Annotated in this window: 16 protein-coding genes; 14 read left to right on the top strand and 2 right to left on the bottom strand. The window is 65.8% G+C overall.

Going from position 1 to position 17,042, the window contains the following annotated elements; translation table 11 throughout:
* The first annotated feature begins 22 nt into the window (after positions 1-22).
* Positions 23-175, top strand: coding sequence for a hypothetical protein (locus tag DES52_RS22940; RefSeq protein WP_170131014.1), 153 nt, complete (start codon positions 23-25; stop codon positions 173-175).
* Between the two features lie 6 nt (positions 176-181).
* Here the strand turns inward: DES52_RS22940 and DES52_RS11100 are convergent, their stop codons facing one another.
* Positions 182-1,222, bottom strand: a complete 1,041-nt coding sequence (locus tag DES52_RS11100; RefSeq protein ID WP_110886889.1) for a PucR family transcriptional regulator — start codon at positions 1,220-1,222, stop codon at positions 182-184.
* 105 nt (positions 1,223-1,327) lie between these two features.
* On the opposite strand from DES52_RS11100, the gene hpaI reads away from it, so the two are divergent.
* The 11 genes from hpaI to DES52_RS11045 all read left to right on the top strand — a co-directional run bounded on the left by hpaI (position 1,328) and on the right by DES52_RS11045 (position 13,711).
* Positions 1,328-2,221, top strand: a complete 894-nt coding sequence (gene hpaI / locus DES52_RS11095; protein ID WP_110887032.1) for a 2,4-dihydroxyhept-2-ene-1,7-dioic acid aldolase — start codon at positions 1,328-1,330, stop codon at positions 2,219-2,221.
* A complete protein-coding gene (locus DES52_RS11090; RefSeq protein WP_110886888.1) occupies positions 2,218-3,018 on the top strand; it encodes a fumarylacetoacetate hydrolase family protein in 801 nt (266 codons plus the stop codon). Before hpaI ends, DES52_RS11090 begins: the two co-directional genes overlap by 4 nt.
* 4 nt (positions 3,019-3,022) lie before the next feature.
* Complete coding sequence (locus tag DES52_RS11085) at positions 3,023-3,856, top strand: hypothetical protein (protein WP_146237265.1); 834 nt, start codon at positions 3,023-3,025, stop codon at positions 3,854-3,856.
* Positions 3,856-5,409, top strand: coding sequence for a 5-carboxymethyl-2-hydroxymuconate semialdehyde dehydrogenase (hpaE, locus tag DES52_RS11080; RefSeq protein ID WP_110886886.1), 1,554 nt, complete (start codon positions 3,856-3,858; stop codon positions 5,407-5,409). Before DES52_RS11085 ends, hpaE begins: the two co-directional genes overlap by 1 nt.
* Positions 5,409-6,221, top strand: a complete 813-nt coding sequence (locus DES52_RS11075; protein WP_110886885.1) for an NAD-dependent epimerase/dehydratase family protein — start codon at positions 5,409-5,411, stop codon at positions 6,219-6,221. Before hpaE ends, DES52_RS11075 begins: the two co-directional genes overlap by 1 nt.
* A 26-nt stretch (positions 6,222-6,247) precedes the next feature.
* Positions 6,248-7,744: a 4-hydroxyphenylacetate 3-monooxygenase, oxygenase component gene (hpaB, locus tag DES52_RS11070; protein ID WP_110886884.1), complete on the top strand. Its 1,497-nt coding sequence runs from the start codon at positions 6,248-6,250 to the stop codon at positions 7,742-7,744.
* Positions 7,737-8,699 carry a 3,4-dihydroxyphenylacetate 2,3-dioxygenase gene (gene hpaD, locus DES52_RS11065; RefSeq protein ID WP_110886883.1) on the top strand — a complete coding sequence of 321 codons (963 nt, stop codon included), beginning with the start codon at positions 7,737-7,739 and terminating at the stop codon, positions 8,697-8,699. The genes hpaB and hpaD overlap by 8 nt, the downstream gene beginning before the upstream one ends.
* Positions 8,700-8,843: 144 nt before the next feature.
* Positions 8,844-10,010 (top strand): ABC transporter substrate-binding protein, encoded by a 1,167-nt coding sequence (locus DES52_RS11060; RefSeq protein ID WP_110886882.1) that lies wholly within the window; start codon positions 8,844-8,846, stop codon positions 10,008-10,010.
* Between the two features lie 130 nt (positions 10,011-10,140).
* On the top strand, positions 10,141-11,151 hold the full coding sequence (locus tag DES52_RS11055; RefSeq protein ID WP_245900949.1) for a branched-chain amino acid ABC transporter permease: 1,011 nt from the start codon (positions 10,141-10,143) through the stop codon (positions 11,149-11,151).
* The gene (locus tag DES52_RS11050; RefSeq protein WP_245900922.1) at positions 11,148-12,944 is read left to right on the top strand and encodes a branched-chain amino acid ABC transporter ATP-binding protein/permease; all 1,797 of its coding nucleotides are present in this window, start codon (positions 11,148-11,150) and stop codon (positions 12,942-12,944) included. The genes DES52_RS11055 and DES52_RS11050 overlap by 4 nt, the downstream gene beginning before the upstream one ends.
* Positions 12,941-13,711, top strand: a complete 771-nt coding sequence (locus DES52_RS11045) for an ABC transporter ATP-binding protein (RefSeq protein WP_110886879.1) — start codon at positions 12,941-12,943, stop codon at positions 13,709-13,711. Before DES52_RS11050 ends, DES52_RS11045 begins: the two co-directional genes overlap by 4 nt.
* A 339-nt stretch (positions 13,712-14,050) precedes the next feature.
* Here the strand turns inward: DES52_RS11045 and DES52_RS11040 are convergent, their stop codons facing one another.
* Complete coding sequence (locus tag DES52_RS11040) at positions 14,051-15,589, bottom strand: sensor domain-containing diguanylate cyclase (protein WP_170131013.1); 1,539 nt, start codon at positions 15,587-15,589, stop codon at positions 14,051-14,053.
* 116 nt (positions 15,590-15,705) lie between these two features.
* Here DES52_RS11040 and plsY point away from each other — a divergent pair, with 116 nt between their 5' ends.
* Entirely contained in the window at positions 15,706-16,296 is a 591-nt protein-coding gene (gene plsY / locus DES52_RS11035) for a glycerol-3-phosphate 1-O-acyltransferase PlsY (RefSeq protein WP_425451124.1), read from the top strand.
* Positions 16,293-17,009, top strand: coding sequence for a bacillithiol biosynthesis deacetylase BshB1 (bshB1, locus tag DES52_RS11030; RefSeq protein WP_110886876.1), 717 nt, complete (start codon positions 16,293-16,295; stop codon positions 17,007-17,009). The genes plsY and bshB1 overlap by 4 nt, the downstream gene beginning before the upstream one ends.
* Positions 17,010-17,042 lie beyond the last annotated feature (33 nt).

Below are 17,042 nucleotides of genomic sequence, written 5' to 3'. Positions count from 1 at the left end.
GCCCAGCCCCTAGCTTGCGGCCATGAGCGACAAAGACCGCCTGCCCGACACCGAGAAGGGCCAAGTGCCGTACCCGAAGAACACCCGCTTCGCCGTGCTGATCGCCGTGATCGCCCTTATCGTCGCGGGCCTCATCTACGCTCTGTATGCCCTCTCGACGCGCGGCGGCGTGTAAGACGCTTCAGCCTTCCACGCCGAGCGCGAGGTACAACCGCGCCAGCGTCGCCGGATGCGAAAGGGGTTGCCCGAGCAACTCCTCGATGCGTCCAAGGCGGTAGCGCAACGTGTTCGGGTGAACGTTGAGCCGCGCCGACAGCGCGCCGAGATGCGAGGAGTCCTGCAGATACGCGCGCAGCGTTTCGAGCAGACGTCCGTCCTCGTCGTGCGCCTTGAGGGGCCGTAGCAGCGTTTCGCGCCACAACGTCAAGTGTTCGTGGGGCTGGGACGCCAGCATCCAGTGCAGCGGGTCGAGACGCGCGAAGGACTTCGAGCTGCGCGGCCGCGTCGTCGCGGAGAGGGCGAGCAGGGCTTGCGTGAACGCGTGGCGGCCCTGCTCGGGTTCGGGCTGCGCCTCGGACACGCCGAGGCGTACGTCCTCGTTCGTCGAGGCGAGAATCGCTTCGCACAAGCGGTTGGCTTGTGCGTCCGGGTCGCTCGTCGCCCAAAGCCACACGACGCGCGGACCGCGCACGCCCGACACGAAGCGGTAGCCGAGCGCCGCGAAGTAGGCGTCACCCGCCGACCGCAAGCGTTCCAAGTCGTTTTGTAGCGCGCTGCGCGCGAGCCGCGAACGCGCGCGGCGCAGCGGCAGTTCGAGCGCGGCGACGGCGAACGGCTCGCCTTCGAGGCCCGCCGCTTCGAGGCGTTCGCGTACATCCGCCGAGCGCGCGCCGGACACGAGCTCGGCGAGCAACGCCTCGCCGCTCGCGCCGACGTGCGCCGTACGCGCGGCGCGCCGCAGAGCGGCGAGGACATACACCTCGGCGGCCACGTCGACCACGTCCGAGTCCACCGAGGACACCACGACGCCGAGCAAGCGGCCTTCGTCGCGCGCTTCACGCCGCACTGCCTCCCGGGTGACATGGCCCGCGAGCACGTCTCCCCACGGAGCGAGAATCGCCGCTTCGCCTCCCGTGAGTTCCTCCAAAGCCGTCACGAGGTCACGCTCGGGCTTCGGGCCAGCGAGCGTGGCGAGCAGACGAGACAGCGGTGAAGGCTTCATGATCTGTGCGATTCCACAAAGAAGAGGACGTTATCCGTGCTTTTCGACTTTCATCTTCAGCCTACCATTCAATACGCTGAGAGCATTCACAACTCGGGAGGTTTCATGTTGAAAGGCTCCATCACCCCACTCGTTACGCCCTTCAAGAACGGCTCCATCGATTACGCGGCCCTCGAACGGCTCATCGAACGACAAATCCAGGCGGGCTCGCACGGCGTCAGCGTGGGCGGCACGACGGGCGAACCCGGCACGCAAAGCGTCGAGGAACGCAAGGCCGTCTTGAAGTTCGCGTCGGACGTCATCGGCGGCCGCGTTCCCTTTCTGCCCGGCACGGGAACGCTACGGCTCGACGAGACGCTCGAGCTCACGCGCTTCGCGTCGGATCTCGGTGCGAGCGGCGCCCTACTCATCACGCCGTACTACATCAAGCCGAATCAAGCGGGCCTCGTCGACTTCTTCGGCAAGGTCGCGGCGGCCTTGCCGGAACTTCCGATGGTCTTGTACAACATTCCGGGCCGAAGCGGCATCGAAATCAAGATCGACACGGTCGCCAAATTGCGCGAGCGCTTCTCGAACGTCGTCGGCATCAAACACTCCAGCAAGGACGTCGAGTACGTCAGCGATCTTTTGCGCACCGTCGGACGCGACTTCCTCGTGTTCTGCGGTCTCGAAGCCCTCACCTTCCCGATGATGGCCGTCGGCGGCGTCGGCACGATCGCCGCGACCGCCAACTGGCTGCCGCAAGAAACGGCGCGGCTGTGCCAACTCACCCTCGACGGCCAATACAAGGAGGCGCTCGACGTTCACTACAGCTTGCTGGAAGCGAACGACGCGATCTTCTGGGACACCAACCCCATTCCCCTCAAGACGGTCTTGAGCTGGATGGGCTTGTGCGAGAAAGAGTGGCGCGAACCCCTCGGCCCGACCACGCCCGACGTCGAGGCGAAACTGCGGAAGATGGCCCAGAAGTACGGCTTGCTGGAAGGAGTGAACGTTTGAAGCGCGCGCGGTTCATCTCGCGGGGGCGGGCCCTCGAAGGACATCTTCGAGGTGGAGCGCTGATCGATCACGCGGGCGAAGCGCACGATCCGGAGGCCGTGACCTTCCGTCTGCCGATCGACCCGCCGAAAGTCATCGCGCTCGCGCTGAACTTCAACGATCACGCGGGCGAACTCGGCCTCACGCAGCCCACCGAGCCCGCCTTGTTCTGGAAGCCGAACACGACCCTGCTCGCGCACAAAGGCACGGTCATCTACCCGCGCGGCGCTCAGTTCATGCACTACGAGGTGGAGCTCGGCGTGATCATCGGACGAGACGCGCGGCGCGTGAAGGCGAAGAGCGCGATGGACTACGTCGGCGGGTACACCATCGGCAACGACCTCGTCGTGCGCGACTACGTCACGAACACCTTCCGCCCCCCGCTACGCGGAAAAGGCTGGGACACCTTCGGGCCGCTCGGCCCGTACTACGTCACGGCCGACGAGGTGAAAGATCCGCACGACCTCACCCTACGCGCCTTCGTGAACGGCGAGCTTCGCCAAGAAGGCTCCACGCGCGACATGATCTTCGGCATTCCCGAGCTCATCGAGCACATCAGCCGCTTCATGACCCTTCAAAAGGACGACGTCATCCTGACGGGTACGCCGAAGGGCATCAGCCACGTGCGGCCCGGCGACGTGATGCGCTTGGAAGTCGAGGGGCTGGGCGCGCTAGAAAACGACGTCGCACTGGAAACCGAGGACGCCGAGCCGATCCTCGGCCGTGAAGACAAAGAACCCGTGTGGGACGGGCGGTGAATTCTTGAAACGGTGGTGGGTCCTGATGCTCGCCGCGTCGATGGCGGCGGCACAGCCGTACGTGCAGCACGACTTCGGGCAGATCGCAAGCGCCGCGTACCGCCCCCTCTTCGCTTGGTGCGACGGACCCGACCGTGTCGTGGCGGTGTCGAGTCCCGCCAAGCTCCTCGGCCCGAACGAAACGGTCGCCGTCTCGCTCGCGTCGTTGACGAAGAGCGCGCCGGAGCGCGTGAACATCGCTCGGTACCAGCTCGGGCCAGCCGACGGAGCCGCCGGAAGCGTGTACTACGGGCTTCGTCCCTTCGGAAGCGCGGCCTCCACCGAAGGCAACTTCCTCCATGTGAGCAACATCCAGCGCGCGGACGGCGGCTATACCTTCACGCACGTCGTCGCCGTGACGTCGAACGGGCAGGCGTTGGAATGCCGCTACTTCACGGTGAACGAGGCCGATCCGGCCTCGGGAGGACCGACCGAGGGCAGCGTGTTCGCGGGCGCGAGCGCGAAGCGCAGCGTGTGGATTCAACGCCTGCCGAACGGCCGCTACATGTACCGTTCCTTCGATTACGTCGGAAGCGAGCGTCTGCCCGAGACGAGCGAGAGCCGCGTGTCGGGTGATTTCGACACGTCGAAGCGCGGCATTCGCCTCTCGAACGGAATCCGCACGAAGACGAGCGCGGGCGGCCTCGTCTACCAATTTCGAAATGGCGGTTACACGTACCGCGTGGAGGTCGGCTCGACCGCTCGACCGTTCGCGCGGGTGACCGTGACGAGCAACGGCCGCACGTTGCTTTCCGAACCGTTTCGCTTCTACAGCGACTCCAGACCGCGAGGAGAATGATGACTCAGACGATCGACGAGAGACAGCAAAAAGTCCAGGGATACAAGGCGCGCTTCGCTGAACGCGGCGTGAAGCACTTCATCGGCGGACAGTGGGTGGACAGCCGAAACGGCGAGACCTTCGAGACGCTCTCCCCCATCGACGGGAGCCTCATCGCGACCGTCGCGAGCGGAAACGAAGCCGACATCGACCGAGCCGCCGCCGCCGCCAAGGCAGCATTTCCCGAGTGGCGCGACATGGGCGGCGCCGAGCGCAAGAAACTGCTGCACAAAGTCGCCGACCTCATCGAGGCGCGCGCCGACGAAATCGCGCACCTCGAAACGCTCGACACCGGTCAGGCGATTCGCTTCATGAAAAGCGCGGCGGCGCGCGGCGCCGAGAACTTCCGCTTCTTCGCGGACCGCGCGACCGAGGCGCAAGACGGCTCCAGCCTCCCGACGAAAGGCTTTTTGAACTACACGATCCGCCAGCCCATCGGACCGGTCGGGGTGATCACGCCGTGGAACACCCCGTTCATGCTGTCCACCTGGAAGATCGCCCCGGCGCTCGCGGCGGGCTGCACGGTCGTGCACAAGCCCGCCGAGTGGAGCCCCGTCACGGCGGCCCTGCTCGCCGAGATCATGGACGAGGCGGGCGTTCCGAAAGGCGTCGTGAACCTCGTGCACGGCTACGGCGAGACGGCGGGCAAGGCCCTAACCGAGCACCCGGACATCAAGGCGATCGCCTTCGTCGGCGAGACGACGACGGGAAGCCACATCATGCGGCAAGGCGCGGACTCGCTCAAGCGCGTCCACTTCGAACTCGGCGGCAAGAACCCGGTCGTGGTGTTCGCGGACGCGGACCTCGAGAAAGCGCTCGACGCGGTGGTGTTCATGATCTACAGCCTCAACGGCGAGCGCTGCACGAGCAGCTCACGGGTGCTGGTAGAAGCGGCGGTCTACGACGAGTTCACGGCCCAAATCGCCGAACGCGCGCGTAACATCAAAGTCGGCGACCCGTTCGATCCCTCCACGGAAGTCGGGCCGCTCGTGCACCCGAAGCACACGCAGAAAGTCACCTCGTACTTCGACCTCGCCAAAGCGGAAGGCGCGACGATCGCAGCGGGCGGAACCTTCGACGGGAACTTCGTTCCGCCGACGCTGTTCACGCACGCGCGAAACGACATGCGCATCGCGCAAGAAGAAATCTTCGGTCCCGTCCTGACGGCGATTCCGTTCGAAAACGAGCAGGAAGCCTTGGAGATCGCCAACGGCGTGCGGTACGGCCTCGCCGCGTACTTGTGGACGTCGGACGTCACGCGCGCACACACCTTCGCGCACCGCCTCGAAGCCGGGATGGTCTGGGTGAACTCCGAGAACGTCCGCCACCTTCCGACCCCTTTCGGCGGCGTGAAGAACTCCGGGATCGGCCGCGACGGCGGCGATTACTCCTTCGACTTCTACATGGAGACGAAGAACATCGCCGTCAGCCTCGGAACGCACAAGACGGCGCGCCTCGGAGTCGGACAAGCGCAACCCGCGCGCGACGCGGTCGACAAGAAGTTGGCGGAGTGATGAAGGTCTTGATCACCGGAGCGGCCGGCGCGATCGGTTCGACGTTGCGCGAAGGGCTGCGCGGACGGTACGAGACGCTGCGCCTCACGGACAACCGCGACCTCGGCGAGGCGCGCGAAGGCGAGGAGACCGTCCTCGCCGACCTCACCGAGATCGGCGGCCTCATAGAGGCGATGCGCGGCGTGGACGCGGTGGTGCACATGGGCGGCATCCCCAACGAGCACACGTACGAGACGATTCGCACTGTGAACATGGACGGAACGCACAACGTGTACGAGGCGGCGAGGCTCGCGGACGTGAAGCGCGTCGTCTTCGCGAGCTCTATTCACGCCGTCGGCTTCTACGAACGCGACGAGCGCAACAAGATTGGGCCGAACGCGCCCGTTCGGCCCGACACCTTCTACGGCGTCAGCAAAGTCTTCGGTGAAGCCCTGGGGCGCCTCTACTGGGAAAAGCACGGCATCGAAACGGCCGCCCTGCGCATCTGCTCGTTCTTGCCGCGGCCCCAAGAGCGCCGCAACCTCAGCACGTGGTTGTCGCCGCGCGACTGCGTGAGCCTCGTCGCCGCGTGCCTCGACACGCCACGGCTCGGCTTCAAGATCCTCGCCGGCATCAGCGCCAACACCCGCGCTTGGATGACGAGCGAAGGCTGGGCCGACGTCGGCTACCACCCGCAAGACAACGCCGAGGACTACGCCTCGGACATCGAGCGGATTCACGGCGACGAGAACGACCTCACCGAGCAACGCCAAGGCGGCGTGTTCGTCGCGAAGGACTACGTGGGTCTGGCGCGGCAGGAAGTCAAGAAGTAATCACGCTCGAAGGAGGGCTGCAACTCATGGGAGCACGCACCGGTCAACAATTCCTCGCAGGTCTACGCGAACATCCTCCGACGCTGTACATCGACGGCGAACGCGTCACGGACCCCACGACGCATCCGAAGACGCGCAACGTCGCGCACAGCCTCGCCGAACTCTACGATCTTCAACACGACCCGCAGTTCCGTGACGTCCTGACGTACGAGGAGAACGGAGAGCGGTACGGCCTGAGCTTTCTCGTGCCGCGCACGAAAGAGGACCTCAAGCGGCGCGGAGACATGCACAAGGCGTGGGCGGACCACAGCCTGGGCTTCATGGGCCGCACGCCCGACTACATGAACGTCAACCTCATGGCGGCGGCGATGGCGCCCGAGTACTTCAATCAGTGCGAGAGCAGCCAGCCGAGCGTGCCGGGACGGGACTTCGGCGAGAACATGCGTCGGTACTACGAGTTCGTGCGCGATCACGACTTGTGTCTCACGCACGCCCTGACCAATCCGCAGGTGAACCGCAGCAAGATGGCTTCGGAGATGCCCGATCCGTACATCGCCCTCGGCGTGGTGCGCGAAACGGAGCAAGGCGTGGTCGTGCGCGGGGCGCGCATGATGGCGACCCTCCCGGTCGCCGACGAGATCCTGATCTTCCCGTCGACGGTCCTCAAGGAAAACGCCGACAAGAGTCAGTACGCGATGGCGTTCGCCGTGCCGACGAACGCGCCCGGGCTCTACTTCCAGTGCCGCGAACCCTTCGACTTGGGACGCGATCCCGAGGATCACCCGCTCGCGAGCCGCTTCGACGAACAGGACGCCTTCGTGATCTTCGACGACGTCCTCGTGCCGTGGGAGCGAGTATTTTTGCTGTACGACGTGAAGCTCGCCAATCAGGCGTACGGACGCACGCAAGCGGTGCTGCACATGGCGCATCAAGTCGTGTGCGGCAAGATCGCCAAGACGGAAGCGCTCTTGGGCGTCGCGCAAAGCATCGTGAACACCATCGGCAGCGGTCAGTTTCAGCACGTGCAGCAGAAAGTCAGCGAGTTCATCGTGACCTTGGAGATCATGAAGGCGCTGCGCGTGGCCGCCGAGGAAGGCGCGACCCTCAACGAGTACGGCGTGATGACGCCCGCTCGGGGTCCCCTCGACGCGGCGCGCAACTACTACCCGCAAATGTTCCCGAAGCTCAACGAGCTGATTCAGTTGCTGGGCGCGTCGGGCATCATCATGATGCCGACGAAGGCGGACCGTGAAGGGCCGATGGGCGCGCACATCGCCAAGTATCTGCAGGCAGGCAACGGGACGGCCGAGGAGCGCCTCAAGCTCTTCCGCCTCGCTTGGGACATGACGCTGAGCTCGTTCGGAGCGCGCCAGAACCTCTACGAGAAGCACTTCTTCGGCGATCCCGTGCGAATGGCGTCGGCGTTGTACGAGGTGTACGACAAGCAGCCGTACGTGGACCGAATCCAGGCGTTCCTGGCGCGGTCGAGCAAAGCGCACGAGGCGGTGGCGGCCGATGATTGACGTCATTCGCGTGGCGCACGGCGTCTTCTACGTGACGGACTTGGCGCGCTCGAAGGACTTTTACGTGAACCTGCTGGGCCTCAACGTGCTGCACGAGACGCCGGGCGCGGTTTACTTGCGGGGCGTGGAGGACCGCGAGTGGACGCTCAAGTTGGAGCTCGCGCCCGAGGCGGGCGTCAAGCACCTCGCCTACCGCGTGCGAAGCGAGGCGGACTTGGAGGAGTTGGTGCGCCTCGCCGAGCGGCAAGGCTTGCCGCACCGCTGGGAGTCGGAGCTCGACCGCCCGAGGATGCTGAGGTTGCAAGACCCGTTCGGATTGCCCGTGGCGTTCTACCACGAGTCGAAGACGCACAAGTGGTTGCTGCAGGACTACCACGTGCATCGCGGTCCGGGCTTGCAACGCATCGATCACGTCAACGTGATGAGTCCGGACGTCGAAGGCACGATGAACTGGTACCTGCGCGAACTCGGCTTTCGCCTCTCGGAGTACACGGAAGGCGAGGACGGTTCGGTGTGGGCGGCGTGGATTCAACGGCGCGGCGGCGTGCACGACCTCGCGCTCACGAACGGCGTCGGGCCGCGCCTTCACCACTTCGCGTACTGGATGCCGGACGCTCTGAGCATCATTCGTGCGTGCGACATCCTCGCGGGCGCGCGGCAACCCGAGCGCATCGAGCGCGGACCGGGACGGCACGGCATCTCGAACGCCTTTTTCGTGTACGTTCGCGATCCGGACGGACACCGCATCGAGCTTTACACGTCGGATTACATCACGGTCGACCCGGACTTCGAGCCGATTCGCTGGATGCGCGACGATCCGCGGCGTCAAACGCTGTGGGGTGCTAAGACGCCCAAAAGTTGGTTCGAGGAAGGCTCGCTTCTCGAAGCGTTCGACGGCGGGTGGGTGAAGCCACGTGAAGGGGCGCTTCAAGGCATGCCCGTGCACGTCATTTGACCTTGGTGGATTTCTAATCGCGATATCGCATTTTCACGCAGACTTCGCTACAGTGAACGCGTACAAACAGCCTAACAAGTGTTCAATGGTCGGGCCGCGACGTGTTCGGTCGCTTGAGCGGTTCCGACGTACTCAGGAGGTCGTATGAAGCGTACGAAGAGTCTCGTGTTGTCTGCCCTGCTCGCCGCTACCGTCGGCGTCGTGTACGCCCAGTCGCAAAGCCGCGCGCCCATCCGCGTCGGCGTGATCGTCTCCACGACGGGTCCCGCCGCGTCCCTCGGGATTCCACAGCGCAACACCGTGCAATTGCTGCCGCAACGCATCGGCAACACTCCCGTCGAGTACATCGTCTTGGATGACGCGTCGGACACGACGACCGCCGTGCAAAACACGCGCAAGCTCATCCAGGAGAACAAAGTCGACCTCATCATCGGCCCGACGACGACGCCCGCCAGCCTCGCCATGATCGATGTCGTCGCGGACGCGAAGGTCCCCAACATCTCGCTCGCGGCGAGCGCCGCCATCATCGATCCTGTGGACGCCAAGCGCTTCTGGGTGTTCAAGACGCCGCAGACGGACGCGATCATGGCCAACGCCATCGTGCAGAGCATGGCGCAAAACAAGATTCGCACGGTCGGTTACATCGGCTTCAACGACGCGTACGGCGAAGGCTGGTACAACGAGCTTCGCAAGTACGCGGCTCAGCGCAACATCCGCATCGTCGCCAACGAACGCTACAACCGCACCGACACCTCGGTCACGGGGCAAGTGCTGCGCATCGTCGCCGCTCGTCCGGACGCCGTGCTGATCGGCGCGTCGGGCGTGCCGGGCGTCGTACCGCAAGCGGCCCTCAAGGCGCGGAACTTCACGGGCCGCATCTACCAAACGCACGGGGTGGCCAACGCGGACTTCCTGCGAGTCGGAGGGCGTGACGTGGAAGGCGCGATCTTGCCTGCCGGACCGATCCTCGTGGCGGAACAACTGCCCGACTCGAACCCGAACAAGAAGGTCGCGTTGAACTACATCAAGTCGTACGAAGACAAGTTCGGAGCGGGCACGCGGTCGACGTTCGGCGCCCACCTCTTCGACGCGGGCCTCATGCTTCAGCGCGCGGCGCCCATCGCCTTGAGGCGCGCGCAGCCCGGTACGGCCGAGTTCCGCTCTGCCCTGCGAGACGCCATCGAGGGCACGCGCAACCTCATCGCCACGCACGGCACCTTCAGCATGCGCAACAACAACCACCTCGGGCTCGACAGCCGTTCGCGCGTCATGGTGACGATCGAGAACGGCACTTGGAAGTTGCTCAAGTAAGAAGCAGGAAATGACGTGAGGAATGAGCTCGGCGAGTCGCTGACCGCGCTCGTTCCTCATGTCTCGTTCCTGTCGTCAAGGAGAACGCGTGTCCCAGATTCTCGATCCGACCATCTTCCCGATCCTCGCGATGGACGGGTTCACGAGCGGCGCGGTGTACGCCCTGTTGGCGCTCGCGCTCGTCCTCGTGTTCGCCGTGACGCGCGCGATCTTCGTGCCGCAAGGAGACTTCGTGACCTTCGGGGCGCTGACGCTCGCGAGCTTGCAGTTGGGGCGCACGCCGGGCACCTTGTGGCTGCTCGTCGGCCTGCTGATCGCCGTGACGATCCTCGAAGGCGTGGCGGCCCTTCGGCGCGGCGAGCCGAGACGGGCGCTGACGACGGCGGCGACCTGTCTCGGGGTGGGGCTCGTCGCGTGGGGACTCACGGCGACGTTGACGCCGTTGAAGGCAATGCTGTGGGCGCAGATGCTCTTGACGCTCGTGTTGATCGTGCCGCTCGGACCGCTGCTGTACCGCGTGGTGTACCAACCGCTGCGTGAAGCGACGACCCTCGTGCTGCTGATCGTGTCGGTCGCGCTTCACCTCGCGCTCGTCGGGCTGCTGCTGCTGTTCTTCGGCGCGGAAGGCGCGCGTACGCCGCCGTTCACGAACGGCAGCGTCACCTTCGGTAACGTCACGGTGTCCGGGCAGAGCCTTTGGACGATCGGCTTCAGCCTTTTGCTGATGGTCGCGCTGTACGTGTTCTTCGACAAGACGATGGAGGGCAAGGCGCTGCGCGCGACCGCCGTGAACCGCCTCGGCGCGCAGCTCAGCGGCATCTCCACGACCTACGCGGGCTACGTGTGCTTCACGCTGGCCGCGCTCATCGGAGCCTTCAGCGGCCTTCTCATCGGACCGAACGGCCCCGTCACCTACGACTCGGGCTTCCTGATCGGCCTCAAGGGCTTCGTCGGCGCGATCTTCGCGGGGTTGGCGAGCTACCCCCTGGCAGCGGTCGGAGCGGTCCTCGTGGGCCTCTTGGAAGCGTTCGCCTCCTTCCAGTTCAGCGCATGGAAGGAAGTCATCGTGTTCAGCCTCATCCTGCCCGTGCTGCTGTGGCGGTCGCTCACGAGCCATCACCTCGAAGAGGAGGAAGCGTGAGCGCCACGTCGGGCGTCAAGGCGAGCGGCGTGCAAACGCGCACTTTCGTGGCGGGCGGAGCGCTGTTGCTCGCGGTCGCCTTGCCGCTGCTGCTGCCCGATTTCGGCGTGACGCTGCTCGGCAACATCGGCATCTTCAGCCTCGTCGCGCTCGGCCTCGTGCTGCTGACCGGCGTGGCGGGCTCCACGAGCTTCGGGCAGGCGGCCTTCATGGGCGTCGGCGCGTACACGACGGCGATTCTCACGACGCGCCTGGAGTGGTCGCCGTGGCTGGCCCTTCTCGCGGCGTTCGGCATGACGGCGCTCGTGGCGCTGATTCTCGGCGCGGTCACGCTTCGCATGAGCGGCCACTACCTTCCGCTCGCGACGATCGCGTGGGGCATCAGCCTCTACTACGTGTTCGGCAACGCCACCGACCTCACCGGAGGCTTCACGGGCTTGCGCGAAGTTCCGCCTTTGAGCGTCCTCGGCGTTCAGCTCACGAGCGGGCGAACGTACGTGTACCTCATTCTGCTGATCGTCATTCTCGCGGCGGTCGGCGTGCAAAACCTCCTGTCGAGCCGCACGGGCCGCGCGATTCGGGCGCTACGCGGCGGATCGGTCGTCGCCGAGAGCTTCGGGGCCGACACGTACTGGCTGCGCATCCAGACCTTTCTCGTGGCGGCGCTCCTCGCGTGCCTCGCCGGGTGGTTGTACGCACACTTCTGGCGCTTCGTGAATCCCACGCCGTTCGGCTTGAACATCGGCATCGAGTTCCTGTTCATGGCGGTCCTCGGCGGCTCGGGCTTCGTGTGGGGAGCGCTGCTCGGCGCGGGCGCCATCACCCTGCTCAAGAACTGGCTGCAAGACATCCTTCCGGCACTGTTCGGACAGGCAGGCAGTTACGAAACGATCTTCTTCGGCTTGCTGATCATCTTGATGCTGCAGTACTCGCGGCGCGGCCTTTGGCCGATCCTCGACCGCCTCGTGCCGCCGAGAACCCCGAAGGTGTTCGGCCAAGCACCTTTGCTGAGCGCGCGAAGCAAGCCCGCGAACGGCGAGGAGGTCTTGCGCGTCGAGCACGTCGTGAAGCAATTCGGAGGCTTGAGGGCCGTGAACGACGTGTCCTTCACCTTGCACGCGGGCGAGATTCTCGGGTTGATCGGGCCCAACGGTGCGGGCAAAAGCACGATGTTCAACCTCGTGACGGGCGTGAATCCCGCAACGAGCGGACGGGTCGTGCTGCGCGGACGCGACGTCACGAAGCTTCCGGCGCGCGCCATCTCGCGGCTCGGCGTGGGTCGGACGTTTCAGCACGTCAAGCTCTTTCCCGAGATGACGCTCGTCGAGAACGCCATGATGGGCGGCTACGCCCGGGCGCGCGGCGGCCTGCTCGCCTCGATGTTGCACCTCGAGCGGCGCGACGAGGCGAGCTTGCAAGCGGAAGCGCTGCGTGAAATCGAACGCGTCGGGCTGCGCGATCAAGCGTGGAACCAAGCGGGCAACTTGCCGCTCGGCAAGCAGCGCCTCTTGGAGATCGCGCGGGCGCTCGTCGCCGATCCCGCGCTGCTGCTGCTCGACGAACCCGCGGCGGGATTGCGCTACCACGAGAAGCAGGAACTGGCGACCTTGCTGCGCAAGCTCAAGGCCGAGGGCGTCACGATCCTGCTCGTGGAGCACGACATGGACCTCGTCATGAACCTCGCCGACCGCTTGGTCGTCATGAACTACGGCGAGAAACTCGCCGAGGGGACGCCGGCGGAAGTGCAGCGACACGAAGGCGTACGCGAAGCGTACCTCGGGGGGGTGGCATGATTCGGGACGCGGCGAAAGGCGCGCCGGGAGTCGGCGGCGACACGGCGAACGCGCTGCTGCGCGTGTCGGACCTGCACGTCTCCTACGGCAAGGTCGAGGCCCTCTCCGGCGTGTCGCTGTCGGTGGGTGCGGGGCAGATCGTGTCTGTCATCGGGCCCAACGGGGCGGGCAAGACGACGTTGCTGTCGGCGATCATGGGAGTGCTGCCGAGCCGGGGCGGCGTGACGTACGGCGACCGGGATCTCTCCACCGTGAGTTTGGAGGCGCGCGTGGCGATCGGCATGGTTCTCGTGCCCGAACGGCGCGAACTCTTCGCGAGCATGACCGTGGAGGACAATTTGCAACTCGGCGCGTACGCGCGCTACCGCCGTGGCGAGCGCAACCTCAAGGCGAGCTTCGAAGAGGTGTACGCGCGCTTTCCACGGTTGCGCGAACGTCGCCGTCAACTTGCCGGAACGTTGTCGGGCGGCGAGCAGCAGATGCTCGCGATCGGACGCGCCCTCATGGCGAAGCCGAGATTGCTGATGCTGGACGAGCCCAGCCTCGGCCTCGCGCCGATCATCGTGCGCGAAATCTTCACGATTTTGGAGGGATTGCGTGAAGTCGGCGTGACGATGCTGCTCGTGGAGCAAAACGCACGCGCCGCCTTGCAGGTGAGCGATTACGGGTACGTGCTCGAAACGGGCGAGGTGAAGCTCGAAGGGCCGAGCGCGCGCCTCGCCGAAGACGAAGGTGTCACGGCGAGCTACCTCGGGACGCGTCAGTAGCGTTGCAACGAGAGGAGCGCGGCGGAGATACCCGCCGCGCTCCTCTCGTTGCAATGCCGCGTACGACCTTCGTTTCGCGTGCAGCTTTTTGATGTATGAAACGCTGGTCTCGATTCAGGTTCTCTCGGAGGTCATCGAAGTCGGCCCGACGTACTTCAACCTGTTCCTGTTTCTCCCTCGCGCGTTGGAAACAGCACAACCCACGCCTCGCCGAGAAACCCACGGTCTCGCGCGCTCGCCTTGGCGTGCCCGAACGTCGAGTCGCTTCCAGTCCGTCGCTCGTCCTCGGAGCGGCGCTGTTCGCGTTGATGATCCTCAAGCCTCGCCGACGTTCGGCGTTCAAGAATCCCAGTCGATTTCGCGTACCACGAAGTCGTCGCCGAAGTCCTTGCGAAGACGCTTGCGTTCGTACATGCGCGCGTCCGCGAGGCGCACGAGGTCCGCGCCGCTTTGAGCGTCGTGCGGAAACAGCGCCGTCCCGAGGCTCGCGCCCGCCGCCGGGAAGCCCGAGCGACGCGTTCGGCGAGCGGCGCATTCCACGCGGCTCAGCATGATGTCTCGCAACTCGTCGGGCGGATACCGCGCGTCGGGATGTTCGAGCAGCAAGGCGTACTCGTCTCCACCGAGGCGGTAGATCCGGTCGGCCATGCGCAACTCGCTTCGCAAGGAGGCGGCGAAGGTCCTCAAGAGGGCGTCGCCGCGTTCGTGTCCTTCTTGGTCGTTGATCGCCTTGAGGCCGTCGAGGTCGAGGATGCCGACGCTGAACGTCGAGTTCGCTCGGTGGGCGCGCGCCAAGGTCGCGTCGAGGTCGAGGTCGAAGGCGCGGCGATTGCCGAGGCCCGTCAAGGTGTCGGTGAGGGCCGCTTCGCGAAGAGCAAACAGGTACGCGCGCCGTTCCAGCGAGGACGTCACGACGCGCGCGACGGCGCCCCACAATTGCCGTTCGGGCTCCGTCCAAGGCCGCGGAACGTGAAAGCGCGCGGCGACCAGCAGGTACCGAGTGTGCTCGAAGTGTCCGAGCGCGCCCCACATCACCGTACGAAGACCCACGTTCAGCAGGCGGCGGCGCACCTCGGGATGCGCGGCGTAATCGTCGACGTACTCGAACTCGTGCGGCCCGTGCGACGACCAAGCGGCGTGCCAGCCGTGCACGACTTCCGCCTGCGCGAAGTTCTCGAAGATCGGCGGGACGTTCGGCGTGCTTCGCACGGTGAAGCCGCTGACGTTCTCACCTTCGATGGTGATGAGGCTGCTCCAATCGACGTCGGCGACGCGCGCGACGACTTCGACGGCGCGGCGCACGAGTTCGGTCGGCGCGACGTCCTCCGCGCCGAGCGCCGAGATGGTGAGGAGCGCCTGCGCGAAAGCGGTGCTGCGCGCGAGGCGGCGACCTTCGAGGCGCGCCTCGAGCTGATCGACGACGACCTTGGAGAGCAAGGTGAGGTGGCGCCGCACGCTCTCCGAGAAGTCGCGCGGGCGGTCGTCGATGATGCACAAACTGCCGATGGTGAAGCCGTCCGGCGTGACGAGGGGTGCGCCCGCGTAGGCGCGCACGTGCGGAGCGCCCGTCACGAGCGGAAGCGACGCGAAGTTCTCGTCTCGAAGCGTGTCCTGCACGACGAGCACGGCGGGGCTTCGAATCGTCCACGTGCAGAAGGCTTCGCCGCGCGGCGCTTCGAGCGACAGCATGCCGTAGCAGGCTTTCGCCCACTGCCGATCGGCGCCCACGAAGCTGATCATGGCGATCGGCGCGTCGGCCAGTTCGGCGGCGAGGCGCGCGACGCGGTCGAACGCTTCTTCGGGCAGCGTCTCCCATACCTCGTACCGATTCAGGGCTTCGAGACGCCGCTCCTCGTCCATGGAGGCGAGCGCGGTCATGCACCTCATGGTATCAAGTCGAGCGGACGCGCGAGACGAGTCGGCCGAAGCGCCCGCGCTCTTGTTTAGACGCGGTCCAACGAGCGTTCGCCAGCCAAACCCTTTACAATTTGCGCGTGACCGTCCTCGCTCTGCTCCTCGCGTACCTTCTGGGCAGTATTCCCGCCGGAGCGTGGGTGGCGCGGCTCGGCGGCATCGACATTCGCACGGTCGGCAGCGGCAATCCCGGCGCGACGAACGTGCTGCGCGCCCTCGGCTGGGGACCCGCGTTGCTGGTCGCCGCCTTCGACATCTTCAAGGGGGTGCTGGCCGTGCTGCTCGCGCGGCTCGTCTTGGACGACGCCTTCGTGGAGGCGCTGTGCGGCGCGCTCGCGGTGTTGGGGCACAACTTCAGCGTCTTCTTGGGCTTCAAGGGTGGCAAAGGCGTGGCGACTTCGTTCGGAACGCTGCTCATCATCGACCCGCTGTTGGGGGCGGGCGCTTTCTGCATCGGGCTGTTTTGCATCGTCACCACCCGCCTCGTGTCGGCGGGCAGCATGGTGGGCGCGGTGTCCGCGTTGGTGATCGCCCTCGTCTTGAGTCGGGCCGCGTGGGAAATCGGCGTCGTGGGGTTCCTCGCCGCCTTGCTGGTCTGGCAGCACCGCGACAACATCAAGCGCTTGCAGTCGGGCGTGGAGCGCCGCCTCGGCGAGAAGGCGGCGAAGTGAGAACGACGTTCGGCGAGGTACGCGACCTTGACGCGCTGTGCCTCGCGCCGCACCCGGACGACGCCGAGATCGGCGCGGGCGGCACCCTCATTCGCTTGGCGCGAGACGGACGCCCCGCGGGCATCTTGGAGATGTCGCGCGGCGAGAAGGGAACGCTCGGCACACCCGACGTGCGCGAAGCGGAGTGTGCCGTTGCCGCCAAGATCATGGGACTCGCGTGGCGCGGGCAACTCGAGTTGCCCGACGGTGAGCTTCGTGACACGCAGGAAGGCGCGGCGAAGCTCGCGGCGACGCTTCGGCTCGTGCGGCCGCGCGTGCTGTTCGTCCCGCATCACGCCGACCGTCACCCCGATCATTTCGGAACGTACCACCTCGCCAAGCGTGGCGTGCACCTCGCCGCGCTCGCGAAGGCGGATGTGGCGGGCGCGCCGCACCGCGTTTCCAGCGTGCTGTTGTATCAAGGCAACGCTCCGATCGTTCCGAACGTCCTCGTGGACGTCGCCGACGTGCAAGACGCGTGGGAAGCGGCGATTCGCGCGCACGCGAGCCAATTCGGCGGCCCATACATCTCCGAGACGGTCACGCCCGAGATCGTGGAGCGTCGCCGCGCGCGTCTCACCTACTGGGGTACGCTCGCGGGACGCCGATACTGCGAAGCGTTCGAAAGCGAGGCGCCCCTCCTCGTGGAGCCGCGTACACTTTTCGGCGCTTGACGTCGCTCGGGATGCGCTAGAGTAGGAGAGCAC

The organism is Deinococcus yavapaiensis KR-236, assembly GCF_003217515.1.
Classification (GTDB): Bacteria; Deinococcota; Deinococci; order Deinococcales; family Deinococcaceae; genus Deinococcus_A; species Deinococcus_A yavapaiensis.
The sequence above is the reverse complement of the archived record's forward strand: the minus strand, read 5'-3'. Positions and strand labels throughout refer to the sequence as shown.

What these genes read in the sequence shown, in the direction of transcription:
- DES52_RS22940 (WP_170131014.1), top strand. Translation starts at nt 23, where the DNA reads ATGAGCGACAAAGACCGCCTGCCCGACACCGAGAAGGGCCAAGTGCCG.
- DES52_RS11100 (WP_110886889.1), bottom strand. Translation starts at nt 1,222, where the DNA reads ATGAAGCCTTCACCGCTGTCTCGTCTGCTCGCCACGCTCGCTGGCCCG.
- hpaI (WP_110887032.1), top strand. Translation starts at nt 1,328, where the DNA reads ATGTTGAAAGGCTCCATCACCCCACTCGTTACGCCCTTCAAGAACGGC.
- hpaE (WP_110886886.1), top strand. Translation starts at nt 3,856, where the DNA reads ATGACTCAGACGATCGACGAGAGACAGCAAAAAGTCCAGGGATACAAG.
- DES52_RS11075 (WP_110886885.1), top strand. Translation starts at nt 5,409, where the DNA reads ATGAAGGTCTTGATCACCGGAGCGGCCGGCGCGATCGGTTCGACGTTG.
- hpaB (WP_110886884.1), top strand. Translation starts at nt 6,248, where the DNA reads ATGGGAGCACGCACCGGTCAACAATTCCTCGCAGGTCTACGCGAACAT.
- hpaD (WP_110886883.1), top strand. Translation starts at nt 7,737, where the DNA reads ATGATTGACGTCATTCGCGTGGCGCACGGCGTCTTCTACGTGACGGAC.
- DES52_RS11060 (WP_110886882.1), top strand. Translation starts at nt 8,844, where the DNA reads ATGAAGCGTACGAAGAGTCTCGTGTTGTCTGCCCTGCTCGCCGCTACC.
- DES52_RS11055 (WP_245900949.1), top strand. Translation starts at nt 10,141, where the DNA reads ATGGACGGGTTCACGAGCGGCGCGGTGTACGCCCTGTTGGCGCTCGCG.
- DES52_RS11045 (WP_110886879.1), top strand. Translation starts at nt 12,941, where the DNA reads ATGATTCGGGACGCGGCGAAAGGCGCGCCGGGAGTCGGCGGCGACACG.
- DES52_RS11040 (WP_170131013.1), bottom strand. Translation starts at nt 15,589, where the DNA reads ATGACCGCGCTCGCCTCCATGGACGAGGAGCGGCGTCTCGAAGCCCTG.